General features: G+C 51.1%; 9 protein-coding genes. 6 read left to right on the top strand and 3 right to left on the bottom strand.

What is annotated here, in order from left to right:
- Positions 1 to 353 precede the first annotated feature (353 nt).
- The 6 genes from B4C79_RS00975 to bktB all read left to right on the top strand — a co-directional run bounded on the left by B4C79_RS00975 (position 354) and on the right by bktB (position 7505).
- Entirely contained in the window at positions 354 to 2093 is a 1740-nt protein-coding gene (locus tag B4C79_RS00975) for a PHA/PHB synthase family protein (RefSeq protein ID WP_414673971.1), read from the top strand.
- 21 nt (positions 2094 to 2114) lie between these two features.
- The gene (locus B4C79_RS00970; RefSeq protein WP_291742800.1) at positions 2115 to 3293 is read left to right on the top strand and encodes an acetyl-CoA C-acetyltransferase; all 1179 of its coding nucleotides are present in this window, start codon (positions 2115 to 2117) and stop codon (positions 3291 to 3293) included.
- 44 nt (positions 3294 to 3337) lie between these two features.
- Entirely contained in the window at positions 3338 to 4081 is a 744-nt protein-coding gene (gene phbB / locus B4C79_RS00965) for an acetoacetyl-CoA reductase (protein ID WP_008248461.1), read from the top strand.
- 206 nt (positions 4082 to 4287) lie between these two features.
- Positions 4288 to 4905, top strand: coding sequence for a polyhydroxyalkanoate synthesis repressor PhaR (gene phaR / locus B4C79_RS00960; RefSeq protein ID WP_105029321.1), 618 nt, complete (start codon positions 4288 to 4290; stop codon positions 4903 to 4905).
- 9 nt (positions 4906 to 4914) lie between these two features.
- Complete coding sequence (gene rimO / locus B4C79_RS00955; protein WP_291742795.1) at positions 4915 to 6276, top strand: 30S ribosomal protein S12 methylthiotransferase RimO; 1362 nt, start codon at positions 4915 to 4917, stop codon at positions 6274 to 6276.
- 47 nt (positions 6277 to 6323) lie between these two features.
- Positions 6324 to 7505 carry a beta-ketothiolase BktB gene (gene bktB / locus B4C79_RS00950; RefSeq protein WP_291742792.1) on the top strand — a complete coding sequence of 394 codons (1182 nt, stop codon included), beginning with the start codon at positions 6324 to 6326 and terminating at the stop codon, positions 7503 to 7505.
- A 78-nt stretch (positions 7506 to 7583) separates the two neighbouring features.
- Here bktB and B4C79_RS00945 read toward each other — a convergent pair whose 3' ends face one another.
- From B4C79_RS00945 to B4C79_RS00935, 3 genes are all read right to left on the bottom strand, one after another.
- Positions 7584 to 11060: a calcium-binding protein gene (locus tag B4C79_RS00945; protein WP_291752457.1), complete on the bottom strand. Its 3477-nt coding sequence runs from the start codon at positions 11058 to 11060 to the stop codon at positions 7584 to 7586.
- Positions 11061 to 11093: 33 nt separating this feature from the next.
- On the bottom strand, positions 11094 to 12014 hold the full coding sequence (locus B4C79_RS00940; protein ID WP_291739100.1) for a hypothetical protein: 921 nt from the start codon (positions 12012 to 12014) through the stop codon (positions 11094 to 11096).
- Between the two features lie 115 nt (positions 12015 to 12129).
- Positions 12130 to 13437 carry a TolC family protein gene (locus B4C79_RS00935; protein WP_291739101.1) on the bottom strand — a complete coding sequence of 436 codons (1308 nt, stop codon included), beginning with the start codon at positions 13435 to 13437 and terminating at the stop codon, positions 12130 to 12132.
- Between the last annotated feature and the right edge of the window lie 12 nt (positions 13438 to 13449).

Raw genomic sequence — 13449 nt, 5'->3', positions numbered from 1 at the left:
ATTCCAGCCACGAAGTTTGTCTCTGTAGCCGCCATCAGGGTGACTACATACATCCAGCCAATAATAACGATGTACATCTTTGTGAACTCAAGGGTGAAGCGAATACACTGGAGATGGTGCATTAAATTGGGCTGATCAGCAAACAGTAAGGGTCAGAGGCATACAATTATTTGACAAGTCAAAATGTTGCGGTGCACAATATCGCAAAGGCCGACGAGCCAAGGGAGCATATTGCCCCCACAAAGGAGAGGAAGGTGAACAAACAAATACCAGACTTCAACGAAGTCTTTGGTCAGCTATTGCCTGTTGCTGAACAAATGCAGCAGCAAATGCAGGCCCAGTTTCAACAAGCCATGGGCGCCTTTGGTCAATTGGGGCCGTTGCCCGGTCTGCAGGCCGCTGCACCTTTACAAAACGCCACCATGGGTGCAATTCAGCCTTTCATGAATTCCATCATGGGGGCTTGTCAGGCAGCGCTCACCCAAATTCCGGTTCATTCGCTGGGGCAAATTCAAGCCGAGTATGCAGCCGAGTTGTCGGCATTGATGGCCTCTGCTTTTTCCAGTTTGCCCAATTCCGATTCCAAAACAAAGCAGCCAGTTCCGCTGGACAGCTGGATTCAAGGCGACAAGCGTTTTGCTTCAGCCGATTGGCACGACCATGGCGTCTATGAGTTTACCGCTGCCATGTATTCGCTAAATGCCCGCTTTACGAAACGAATTGTTGAGTTGGTGCCCGACAGCAGCCCTGAAAAACGAAAGGTAGAGTATGCGGTAGAGCAATTTGTAGATGCGCTTAGCCCATCCAATTTTTTTGTGACCAATCCCGAAGCACAAAAGAAACTGCTTGAAACCAAAGGTGAAAGCCTGACGCAGGCCATTCAAAACCTGATGGCAGACATGCAGAAAGGCCGCATTTCCCAAACCGACGAAAGTGCTTTTGAAGTGGGTGTGAATGTGGCCACCACGCCGGGCGATGTGGTGTTTGAATGCGAATACTTTCAGCTTTTGCAATACAAGCCCGCCACCGAAAAAGTGGGCAAACAACCCATGTTGTTTGTACCCCCGTGCATCAACAAGTACTACATTCTCGATCTTCAGCCTAGCAATTCACTGGTGAATTTTGTGGTGGAGCAAGGCCACACCTTGTTCCTGGTGTCTTGGAAAAACCCCACGGAAGCGGACGGACATTTTACGTGGGATGGCTATGTTGAAGATGGCGTGATCAAAGCTATTGAAGTGGTCAAGGCCATTTCCAAACAGCTCAAGCTGAATGTGTTGGGGTTTTGTGTGGGTGGCACACTTCTGGCAACAGCACTGTCAACCTTGGCCAATCGTGGTGATGACAGTGTGAACAGTGTCACTTTTTTGACCACTTTGCTGGATTTCACTGACACAGGTGCCTTGGGTGTGTTTGTTGATGAAGAGCAGGTAAAAGCGCGAGAGGAAAGTATCGGTAAGGGTGGCGTAATGCCTGGAAAAGATTTATCCAGTGCATTTTCTTCCTTGCGCCCGAACGATTTGATTTGGAACTATGTGGTGAACAATTACCTGAAAGGTGAAAAGCCACCTGTGTTCGATTTGTTGTACTGGAACAGTGACAGCACCAATTTACCCGGCCCCATGTTTGCCTGGTATCTGCGCAACACTTACCTGGAAAACAAGGTGTGCCAACCCGGAAAGGCACTGGTGTGTGGCATGCCGGTTGATTTGGGTTTGATCGATGTGCCTGTTTACATTTTGGCAACTCGGGAAGACCACATTGTGCCGTGGACCAGTGCATTTCAAACTAGTCATTTGGTGGGTGGTGAATCCCGTTTTGTGTTGGGTGCAAGTGGGCACATTGCCGGTGTGATCAATCCGGCGAATAAAAACAAGCGCAATTACTGGGTGTGTGAAGGCGAAATCCCTGAAACACCTGAACAGTGGTTCAAGAAAGCGAAAGAAGTACCTGGCAGCTGGTGGAATGATTGGGCGCAGTGGCTTGAGCCCATGAAAGGAGGCGAAGTAAAAGCGCCCGCCAAGCCTGGCAATGCGAAATACAAACCGATTGAGCCCGCACCTGGACGATACGTCAAACAGCGAGCCGTATAAAAACCTGTAAGGAGAGTTGACATGACTGAAGTGGTAATTGTGGCTGCGGGCCGAACCGCACTGGGCAAGTTTGGTGGATCACTTGCAAAAATTTCTGCGCCAGAATTGGGTGCACACGTGATTAAAGGTTTGCTTGATAAAACAGGCGTGAAAGGCGAGCAAATTTCCGAAGTGATTTTGGGTCAGGTGCTTACAGCGGGCTCGGGCCAAAACCCGGCGCGCCAGGCGGTGATCAAGGCTGGTTTGCCAGTGGGCGTGCCCGCCCTGACGATCAACAAGGTGTGTGGTTCTGGCCTGAAGGCCGTGATGCTGGGTGCTCAGGCGATTGCCTGCGGCGACGCTGAAATTGTGATTGCCGGTGGACAGGAAAACATGAGCGCTGCACCCCATGTGATGATGGGCAGCCGCGATGGCTTCCGCATGGGCGATGCCAAGCTGGTCGACAGCATGATTGTGGATGGCCTGTGGGACGTGTACAACCAATACCACATGGGCATTACTGCCGAGAATGTGGCCGAGAAGTACGGCATCAACCGTGCCGAGCAAGATGAATTTGCAGTGAAAAGCCAGAATAAAGCCGAAGCGGCGATTAAGGCTGGCAAGTTCAAGGACGAAATTTTCCCGCTGAGCATTCCACAGCGCAAAGGCGACCCCTTGGTGTTTGATACCGATGAGTTTCCCCGCTTGGGCGCGACCTTGGACAATATGACCGCGCTGAAACCCGCGTTCAAGAAGGAGGGTAGTGTGACCGCAGCCAATGCCTCGGGTTTGAATGACGGTGCGGCCGCGGTGATGTTGATGAGTGCTGTGAAAGCGAAAGAACTCGGTTTGCCGGTGTTGGCAAAAATTCAGGCCTATGCCAGTGCGGGCCTTGACCCAACCATCATGGGTATGGGGCCTGTGCCAGCTTCCAAAAAATGTTTGGAAAAAGCGGGTTGGACGGCAGCCGACCTGGACTTGATGGAAATCAACGAAGCCTTTGCTGCACAGGCCTGTGCAGTGAACAAGGAAATGGGCTGGGACACGGCCAAGATCAACGTGAACGGCGGTGCGATTGCCCTGGGCCACCCCATTGGTGCGTCAGGTTGCCGTGTGCTGGTCAGTTTGATCCATGAAATGAACAAGCGTGATGCCAAGAAAGGTCTGGCCTCTTTGTGCATCGGCGGTGGCATGGGTGTGGCTTTGGCCGTGTCGCGATAAAGTGCGGAATTTAAATCAATACAAATAAAGAAGGGATGTGAATCATGAGTGAACCAAAAGTAGCGTATGTAACAGGCGGTATGGGCGGCATTGGAACGGCCATTTGCAAGAAACTGTGTGAGCAGGGCTATCGCGTAATTGCAGGTTGTGGCCCCAATTCACCACGCAAGGAAAAATGGTTGGGCGAAATGCGCAGTGCGGGTTATGAAGTGTATGCCAGTGAAGGCAACGTGGCCGATTGGGACAGCACTGTAACTGCGTTTGAAAAAGTGCGTGCTGAGCACGGCACCGTGTCTATTTTGGTGAACAACGCTGGTATTACCCGCGATGGTACTTTCGTAAAAATGAGCCGCGATGATTGGTCTGCCGTGATCGACACCAATTTGAATTCGCTGTTTAACGTGACCAAGCAGGTGATTGGTGGCATGGTTGAGCAGGGGTTTGGCCGCATCATCAATATTTCATCGGTGAACGGCCAGAAGGGGCAGTTTGGTCAAACCAACTATTCCACAGCCAAGGCTGGTTTGCGTGGCTTTACCATGGCGCTGGCACAAGAAGTGGCCTCCAAGGGCGTCACCGTGAACACCGTTTCTCCCGGCTACATTGGTACAGACATGGTTCGCGCCATTCGCCCCGATGTGCTCGAAAAAATCGTCAACACCATTCCGGTGAAGCGTTTGGGTACGCCTGAAGAAATAGCATCCATTTGTGCGTGGTTGGCCTCCGAGGACTCTGGTTTCTCAACCGGTGCCGACTTTTCACTGAATGGTGGCTTGCACATGGGTTAATGCTTGGTGCATTTTCGGCAACCAAGTGCCAAAAAGGCGGTATGATGTTGCACTGCACGTTTAAAAAGCGTGCAGTGCTTTGTTTTTTGTAAGTGCTTGTTTGTGCTGGGTTGTTTGGCAACCTGTAACACTGGGGCACTGGCATCCAGACCACCCACCCACGCAGGTGCGGCGGCGTATAACACCACAAGAAAGAGATGAGAGGCATGGCTGAAGCAACACGACTGATCAAGAAATATCCGAACCGACGCTTGTACGACACACAAACCAGCAGTTACATCACCTTGGGCGATGTGAAGCTATTGGTGCTGGAAAACGAAGGCTTTCAAGTCGTGGATGCGAAAAGTGGCGAAGATTTAACCCGAAGTATTCTGCTCCAGATCATTCTGGAAGAAGAAACCGCGGGCGTGCCTATTTTCACTTCACCCATGCTTTCGCAGATCATTCGGTTTTACGGCAATGCGATGCAGGGCATTATGGGCACATTCCTTGAGAAGAACCTGCAAGCGTTCATGGACATTCAGAACAGTTTTCAGGATCAAGGCAAGAACGTTGCGGATGGTAGCCAGTTTGCCAACCCGGAATTGTGGTCACAGTTCATGAGCGTTCAAACGCCCGTCATTCAAAGCATGATGAGCAACTACATTGAACAAAGCAAAAACATGTTTGTGCAAATGCAGGACCAGTTTCAAAACCAGACCCGCAGCATGTTCACAAACTTTGGATTTCCCAACCCGGGCGAGTTTCCTGGCATGAGCGGGATGCCAGGCATGCCTGGTATGCCTGGTGCCACCAAAGCAAAGCCGGACCCTACAAAAAAGTAATACCTGACCATGCAAGACGACACCTTCTCTGCCAAGCGCCCACCGAGTGTGGGCTTTGTTTCTTTGGGTTGCCCAAAGGCCCTTGTGGATTCCGAGCGAATTCTGACCCAACTGAAAGTAGAGGGGTACAACGTGTCCGCGTCCTATGAAGGTGCAGACCTGATCGTTGTGAATACCTGCGGTTTTATTGACAGCGCTGTGCAGGAAAGCCTCGATGCAATTGGCGAAGCCATGCACGCCAATGGCAAGGTAATTGTAACCGGCTGCCTGGGTGCCAAGAACGGAAACGAAGGCAAGGAACTGATCACCAGCCTGCACCCCAAGGTGCTTGCGGTTACGGGCCCGCATGCCACTGAAGAGGTGATGCAGGCAGTGCACATACACCTGCCCAAGCCACATGATCCGTTCATCGACCTGGTGCCCGACCACGGCGTGAAGCTAACCCCCAAGCACTACGCTTACCTGAAAATTTCAGAGGGCTGTAATCACCGTTGTACCTTCTGCATTATCCCAAGCATGCGAGGCGATTTGGTGTCCCGCCCAATCGGTGAGGTAATTCGTGAAGCGGAAAGCCTGAAAAAAGCGGGTGTGAAAGAACTGCTGGTGGTGAGCCAGGACACCTCCGCTTATGGCGTGGATTTGAAGTACCGGACCGACTTTGTGAATGGTCGCCCCGTAAAAACACAGTTTCAGCAACTGGCTGAAGAGTTGGGTGAACTGGGTATCTGGGTGCGCATGCATTACGTGTATCCGTACCCCCATGTGGACCGCGTGGTGCCGCTCATGGCTGAAGGCAAAATTTTGCCGTATCTGGACATTCCATTCCAGCATTCACACCCCGATGTCTTGAAGCGCATGAAGCGGCCCGCCAGCGGGGAGCGCAACATCGAGCGCATTCGTGCCTGGCGTGAAACTTGCCCCGACATCACCTTGCGCAGCACCTTTATTACTGGCTTTCCAGGTGAAACTGAAGATGAGTTCAAGCACCTGCTCGACTTCATCGAAGAGGCTCAACTTGACCGTGTGGGTGTGTTTGCTTATTCACCTGTGGATGGTGCGGTTGCGAATGCCTTGGATAACCCAGTGCCTGAAGAAGTGAAAGAAGAGCGCCGTGCGCGTTTGATGGCCTTGCAGGAAAAGATTTCACTCAACCGGAACGAAGCCAAGTTGGGCAAAGTGATGCAAGTGTTGGTCGATGAAACCGACGAAGAGGGCATTGTGGCGCGCAGCAAAGCCGATGCCCCTGAAATTGATGGCAATGTGTTTATACCCATGCCAGAAGACAAGGCGCGGCAACCCAAGCCGGGCGACTTTATTAATGTGCTGATCGATGACTGTGATGAACACGACCTTTGGGGCAGAATCGCATAACTGAATCATTTAGCTGAATCGTTTAATAAAAAAATGGAGATAGAGCAATGACGCGTGAAGTGGTAGTGGTAGCCGGTGTACGCACCGCAGTGGGCGACTTTGGTGGAAGTTTGAAAGACTTTTCCCCAACGCAGTTGGGCGCCATGGTGGTGAAGGAAGTGGTTGCGCGCGCAGGTGTAAGCGCTGACCAGGTTGGCCATGTGGTGTTTGGCCATGTGGTGAATTCTGAGCCACGTGACATGTATTTGTCGCGTGTTGCTGCCATTGAAGGTGGTCTGGACAAATCCACGCCAGCGCTCACGCTGAATCGGCTGTGTGGTTCTGGCCTGCAAGCCATTGTGACTGCGGCTCAAAGCATTATGCTGGGTGACGCCGATGTGGCCATTGGTGGCGGCGCTGAAAGCATGAGCAAAGCCCCTTACATTTTGCCCGCCGCCCGCTGGGGTGCACGCATGGGCGACATGAAAGGCATCGACATGATGGTGGGCGCTTTGCACGACCCTTTCCATGTAATTCACATGGGCGTGACTGCGGAAAACGTGGCCAAGGAATTCAATGTAAGCCGTGAAGACCAGGACGCTTTGGCAGTTGAAAGCCACAAGCGTGCAGCCAATGCGATTGCCAATGGTTATTTCAAAGAGCAGATTTTGCCGATTGAAGTGAAAACCCGCAAAGGCCCGGTGATGTTTGACACCGACGAACACGTGCGTGGTGACGCCACTGTAGAAGGTATGGCCAAACTGAAAACCGTGTTTCAGAAAGACGGCACTGTAACCGCAGGCAATGCTTCGGGTTTGAACGACGGCGCTGGTGCTGTGCTGTTGATGGAACGCAGTGCCGCCGAGAAAGCGGGCAAGAAGCCCATGGCCCGTTTGGTGGCTTATGCCAACACTGGCGTTGAACCAACCATTATGGGCATTGGCCCGGTGTCTGCAACCAAAAAAGCCTTGGTAAAAGCGGGCTTGAAAATTGAAGACATGGATGTGGTTGAAGCCAATGAAGCGTTTGCAGCACAGGCTTGTGCCGTTACCAAGGAGCTGGGCATGGACCCAGCCAAGGTGAACCCCAATGGCTCAGGTATTTCAATTGGTCACCCCATTGGCGCAACAGGCGCAATTATTACTGTGAAGGCCCTGTATGAATTGCAGCGTATTCAAGGTCGTTATGCGCTGGTGACCATGTGTATTGGTGGTGGTCAGGGTATTGCTGCGATATTTGAGCGGATGTAATTTGCTGATGTAGTTCACAAAAAAGGCATTTGAAATTCAAATGCCTTTTTTAATTTTTCATATCAATCCGAATTCGTATTAGACAGTTTCCGGATCCTGCACTACCTGGACGCTGTTGGCGTTGATTGTTGCCGAATCCCAGCTCAGCCCGTCTGCAAAAATAAGCTTGTCAAGTTCACCAGCACCACCACTGAAATGATTAACCACTTTCACATGGTCGGTGGTCGATCCTTTTTGTTGCACATACAAAGAATTGTTGTACTTCAGGAGGTTAACGTCTGCGCGGTTCAAGTTACCCAGAATCAGTGTCTCCGTCGCATTACTTCCCGTGGTTTCGCCCACGTAAACCGTGTCCTTGCCATCGCTTTTGTTGAAGGTGAATGTGTCACTTCCGTTGCTACCGTACAGAATATCATTGCCTGTGCCACCCAAAATACGGTCGTTACCATCACCTCCATAAAGCAAGTCGATTCCCGCACCGCCATTGAGTGTGTCGTTGCCGGCGCCACCGGTGAGCCGGTTGTTGGCACTGTTGCCAGTCAGACTATTGTTTAACGAGTTACCGGTGCCGTTGATCGTTGCTATGCCAGTCAGGGTCAGGTTTTCGACATTGGCTGAGAGCGTGTATGTAATGCTGGAGCGGACGGTATCCGTGCCCTCGTTAATATTCTCGTAGACCATATCTCCCGTGTTGTCGACGATGTAGGTGTCGTTGCCACTTCCACCATAAAGCGAATCGAGGCCTGAGCCGCCATTGAGTGTATCGTGGCCGGCACCGCCGCCGAGATAATCGTTGCCAGTGCCGCCATCGATGTAGTCGTTACCACCCAGGCCATACACGGTGTCATTGCCACCGAGCGCGTTGATGGTGTCGTCACCGTTGTAACCCGTCAGGTTTTGGGCGGTGTTGTTGCCAGTAATCGCCATCGTCTTGATTGTGGCGAAGTCCCAGCGGGTGCCATCAGCAAATGAAACTTGCTGAATCGGGTTGTATTCGTTGACAGGGTTGTCGTTGTAGAAGAAGTGTTGGATTGTGATTTTGTCGGTGGTACCCGCAATCGACAGCACGAGATCATCATAGATCGAGCGTGTAACAATGACTTCTGCGGGGGTAACGCCAACCTTGAACTGCAGCACATTCAGCTTGTTTGCAGAGGTGTCGTAGTCCGATTGAATTGTATCTTGCCCATCGCCCCTACCAAAGAGGTAGGTGTCGTTGCCCGCACCGCCGTCGACATAATCGCTGCCTGCACCGCCATCGAGTGTGTCGTTGCCTTCATCGCCATAAAGTGAATCACTGCCTGCGCCGCCAAGCAGTGAATCGTTACCAGCCCCGCCGTTGAGATAATCGTTTCCATTACCACCGTCCAAGATGTCGTTGCCAGAACCACCTTCAATGGAGTCGTTTCCATCCCAGCCAAACAATTTGCTTGATCGTGTCGTATTGCCTATGATTTGATCATTGTTTCTAGTGCCCCATTGATCCCATTGAGCGAGGGCCAGTAGTTGATCAATTTCATCACCTTGCAGGTTTCCGACAACAGCCAAGGCATTGAGCACCTCTGTTGTACCCAATTCTTTCAAATTCAAAATGAAATAACCAAGGCCATCCAAGGTTTGCTGTGGTTGCTCTGCATATAGCTCACGTACATATGCCTCGACACCCGATGCGTCGATGGAGAAGCTGTTGGTGCTTTCGTTCCAGTTCAAGCTGATTGCATTGTAGAAGGGGGCATCATGACCGTGAATGTCCAGTTGAGCTGCCAGCTTGGTTGCTACGTCAGCAAAAAGACTGATTAGTTTATCGGCTGCTGCTGGGCCGGGGTCGTTGATGGTGGGGCCAAAGTCGCCGCCACCTAACTGTTCGTATTTTTCGCCAAAGAAGGCTTCCAGCACAGCCAACTTTCGGCCATCCTCTATGTAGGGCCCACGCAGGGTGGGGTCTTGATCTTGTACGCCTGCCCAGCGGTACAACACGTCCTGAAGCAGGCTGTCGCGCTGCGCAAGGTTGCTTGTTGTCAGGTACTTATTAACCGCTGTAATCAGCTGGCCAGTGGTATCGCGCATCATGGCCTGGCGCAGGCTGCCCAGTGTGCCGCTGCCAATTACTTCGGGCATGGCTGCTACGGTGCTGCTCAGTTCAATGGGCGTGCGTTGGTCGACTGTGTTCCAGTTGTCGGTACTGAACCAAACATCGTGAACCGCGCGTACGGTGCCGCTGGTTGTTGTGTAGGTGCTGGTTTGTCTGTGTTCGTTACCGAGTTGATCCGGGTTGGTGCCTGCATTGGTGTAAGCCAGTTTGATTTCCCTTACGCCTGCATTAGCCAGGCTGAGCAATTCGCCTGCGTCGGTTTGTGCGTCGGCATCGGTGTCTTTCCACACGCGCAGTGAATTCCATGCAGCATCAGCGCTATTTAGTTTTCCGTCTTTGTTGCTGTCGAGGTCTTTCAGGGCTTCAAAACCGTTGGCGGCGTATTGGCCGTTTTTCAGACGCGTGTTGTTGCCAAATAGCTCAGTCCCATTGTTAATCGCACCATCGCCGTTGAGGTCGCGAACCAGCAAGCCGTCATCTGCGCCAGCCCAGCCGGTTGCTTCAGCAAATCCATCGCCTGTGTGGTCGAAGTAAATGCCTTCGGTTTTACTTTGGGTTTCAACAACACCGTCACCATCGAGGTCGAGGATGAGGGGGGAGACGGTTTGCTTGGCGGTGTTCCAGTCGTTGGCTAGATCAGCCGCTTGGGCCGAGGGGATGAGCTCGTCAAGGATATCGATCAGTAATTGCTGCAAATCACTAGAGTCTTGGCGTAACGATGTGATTGCAAGCAGGATTGGACCTATAGTTGGATGCAAATATAACCAAGGGTTTTCTCCAACTAAAACCGTGTAAAGATCATCTGCGGCGCGAATCAGTGCATCAAAGTTTGCGGTGCCAGGAACCAGCGAAATCCATTCATTGGCTTGCGCTGCAATGGCTGGGTCGTTGCTGTTGGCTAGTTTTCCGATTTTGGTGTATAGCCACATGCTTTCTAGTATTGCATCCGGACCGTCACCACCCGTGTCTCGAAGGCGAATCCAATACGCTTCAACTGCTGCATCACCCTCAGTTTGCCTGATCAACTCCATGGGAATCTGCAAGGTCCAGTTGTTGTTGGTCAGGCCGTTTTGTTCGAATACGTCTCGATGAAAAGCTTGTGTGTCTCTGAAGTTCACATCAGAGCTGACAAATCCGTTATTGTTAGCTTGATTTGCTTTTGTGAGAAGAGCACGAACATATCCATCAGCCATACCCACCCGTATTGCATCGACTTGGACTTGCCCCAAGTTTCTGCACTCCTGACCACCCAATCCAATCAAGGCAGTACCTGTCAGGTAATCTACAGCCGCAATGCCAGTCACTGTTTCTGCCGTGGCCACCCCTTTGGCCCAGCCCGCATAGCCATAGCCTTTGTCCTGCAGTTCTTGGTAAACCTTGATCACTTCTGGTACTCCGCCAGTGTTGATCCGCGTTAAATAGGAATTGAGTTGTGCAGAGCTTAGTTTTTCTGGTTGAGACATGGTTCTACTTTCCTGAAATAAATGATGTTGTTGTTAGTTGACAGACTGTGGTGTGCTGGGTGAGTTTGTCTGCGGCGTATCGGCGCTGGTTGGTATGTGTTTAAAGCCCAGCAGCATTTCGCTTACTTTGGCTTGAATGTCTTGCCAGTTTTGTAGCAAGGGGCGTCGGTATTGCACATACACTTTGATAGGTAAGCCCTGAAATTCGAGGCTGAAGTTATGACGACATGGTGCCGCAAAGTGTTGAACGGTGCTGCATTCGATATATGTTGTTATAGCCCCTTGATCATCAGCTTTGACTAACAGCAAGCCGTCGATATTGTTCATTTTCTCATCTGCCTCACCCGTATCTTTATTGATTTTCAAATATTTAGTGAGACCATATAACTTGTCTGTTTGCTGTTTGTAGATGTAGCGATCCATCTCAACTCGTTGGATATTTCCACCGACCCACCTATTTAACCAAGCATCTCCGGGGTAGTTGGTCCCCGCACTTACGCCAATACTCATCCAGTCGGTGTTGTAAATGGACTTTGAGTTTTTGTCTTGCCACATGGCAGGGCTGGAAAGCGTGGCCATATCGGGGTAGCGAAACTGCACACCAAAACTTGTCAGTTTGGATTCATGAGTACGTTCAGGTATTGGCCCTTTGCGTTTTTGGCCCCAACCCGGGTCGCCTTCATATTCAACAAACTCGGCCATGTGGCGGGGAATAGTCACGGGCATGCCGCCTAAATCGCCCACCACGTCTTTTGGGGTGTATTGCGCTGTGGCCATCTGCATACCGCCAAAGCCACCAATACTGCCTTGAATTCCAAGGCCTGTACCCAGTACGATCAACACCAGAAATAGCAGAGGACCCAAACAAAAAAGAGCAATAACCGGGATCACCCAGCCTGACTTGTGCTTTGGTTGCTGTTTGCTTGACAGTCTGGGCGAGTCGGTCTTGGGCATTGGATTTTCGTCCTGTAAAAAAGCGCAAAGTTGCACGCTTGAGTAGAGTATCTGTTTGTTCAGAAAATACAAAAGTGGTCAAGTTAACCCCATTCTTCCGGGTTACACATCACCTCTATTCCCGCTTTGATAAGCGCTCCAAAGCACTTTCAATATCCAATTTCCCGGTCAACTCATAAACTAGTAGGTAAGCTTTATTGGCTGCCAGCAGGTATTCCATGTTCTTTGTTTGCAGTTCAGCCTGTTTCTCTTTGGCTTTTGCCAAATCAAGCGGTGTGGCCAGTTGGTGCTTAATTGCTTTTTCAATGGCCAGTTGTTGTTGTGTGGCCGCATGGTCTGCCTGTGTATAGGCTTTCCACAAATGGGTGGCGCTATTCTGTTGCCGGTGTGCAGCCTGGGTATCACGCAACACCTGGGCGCTGGTTTTGTTGTAGTCGGCATGCTGCTGGTTCAGGCTGGCTGCTGCTTTTTCAGTTTGTGCCTGGGTAGCAAAACCGTTGAACAATGGAATGTCCATTTGAATGGCCAGCACGTTTTGTTCAACCCTGTTGCCTAGGGTACTGACTGTTTCTGATTGGCTTTGCGAATATTGGGCCACCAGTTTCAGGGTGGGGTGGTGTTGCCCATTTGCTTTGTTAATTTCCAGAGTAGCGGCTTGCTTGTACAGCTGCTGAATTTTCAAGCCCAGGTTGTTCTGAAGCACTTCCTGTTCAACTTCCTTTTCGTTGTACAGGGTAGGGGGCATGTTGAATTCAATATCATCAACCCATACCGGAACCACTTCTTGCCCGGTTAGCTGCGAGAGTTCCCACAAGCGCTGCTTCACCGCCTGCTCGGCCTGGCCATGCTCGGCCTGGCGCAGAGCAGCCTCTGATTCTGCGTTGGCAAGTTCCAGTGCGCTGTTTTCACCGTTCATTAAACCTTGTTCTACATGTTCTTTTTGAAGCAGGGCTGTTTGTTGTTTGTGTTCGGTCAGGTTCAGCAAAGCCTTGCTTTGTTTGTAGTCCATTAGCTTGGCTAGCCAGTTTTGAATGGTGGTTTGAACAGCCAAAGCATGGCGTAACTCGGCTTCTTGAACGATGAGTTGAGTTTGCTCAATTTGAATGGAAGCGGGTTTGTTGTAAATACTCTGTTGCAGGGAGATGCTGTTGTTTTGAATGTTTTCGTTCGCATTGCGCTGGTTGGCAAACGGGTTGGATTGCTTGGTATCGCCTACGCCGTTGTATAGCCGCGCGCTGGCTTGGGGAAGCCAGGCTGCTTCGCTTATTTTCAGGTCAGCTTGTGCAACCTGCATTTGCGCCTTGGCCGTGGCTACCTCGGGAGATATTTCAATGGCGTATTGCAGCAATTGTTCAACACTTTTTGCATGTGCTGAAGGCGAAAGTGCCCACCAGCAGCACACAGCTGCAAATAGTTTCAACATGTTTTTCAGCTT

The sequence above is a fragment of the Limnobacter sp. UBA7229 genome, assembly GCF_002473065.1.
Lineage (GTDB): Bacteria > Pseudomonadota > Gammaproteobacteria > Burkholderiales > Burkholderiaceae_B > Limnobacter > Limnobacter profundi.
This window is presented reverse-complemented; position numbering and strand designations above follow the sequence as displayed.

Excerpts from the sequence above, each read along its gene's own strand:
- B4C79_RS00975 (WP_414673971.1), top strand. The coding sequence starts at position 354 with ATGGGCGCCTTTGGTCAATTGGGGCCGTTGCCCGGTCTGCAGGCCGCT.
- B4C79_RS00970 (WP_291742800.1), top strand. The coding sequence starts at position 2,115 with ATGACTGAAGTGGTAATTGTGGCTGCGGGCCGAACCGCACTGGGCAAG.
- phbB (WP_008248461.1), top strand. The coding sequence starts at position 3,338 with ATGAGTGAACCAAAAGTAGCGTATGTAACAGGCGGTATGGGCGGCATT.
- phaR (WP_105029321.1), top strand. The coding sequence starts at position 4,288 with ATGGCTGAAGCAACACGACTGATCAAGAAATATCCGAACCGACGCTTG.
- rimO (WP_291742795.1), top strand. The coding sequence starts at position 4,915 with ATGCAAGACGACACCTTCTCTGCCAAGCGCCCACCGAGTGTGGGCTTT.
- bktB (WP_291742792.1), top strand. The coding sequence starts at position 6,324 with ATGACGCGTGAAGTGGTAGTGGTAGCCGGTGTACGCACCGCAGTGGGC.
- B4C79_RS00945 (WP_291752457.1), bottom strand. The coding sequence starts at position 11,060 with ATGTCTCAACCAGAAAAACTAAGCTCTGCACAACTCAATTCCTATTTA.
- B4C79_RS00940 (WP_291739100.1), bottom strand. The coding sequence starts at position 12,014 with ATGCCCAAGACCGACTCGCCCAGACTGTCAAGCAAACAGCAACCAAAG.
- B4C79_RS00935 (WP_291739101.1), bottom strand. The coding sequence starts at position 13,437 with ATGTTGAAACTATTTGCAGCTGTGTGCTGCTGGTGGGCACTTTCGCCT.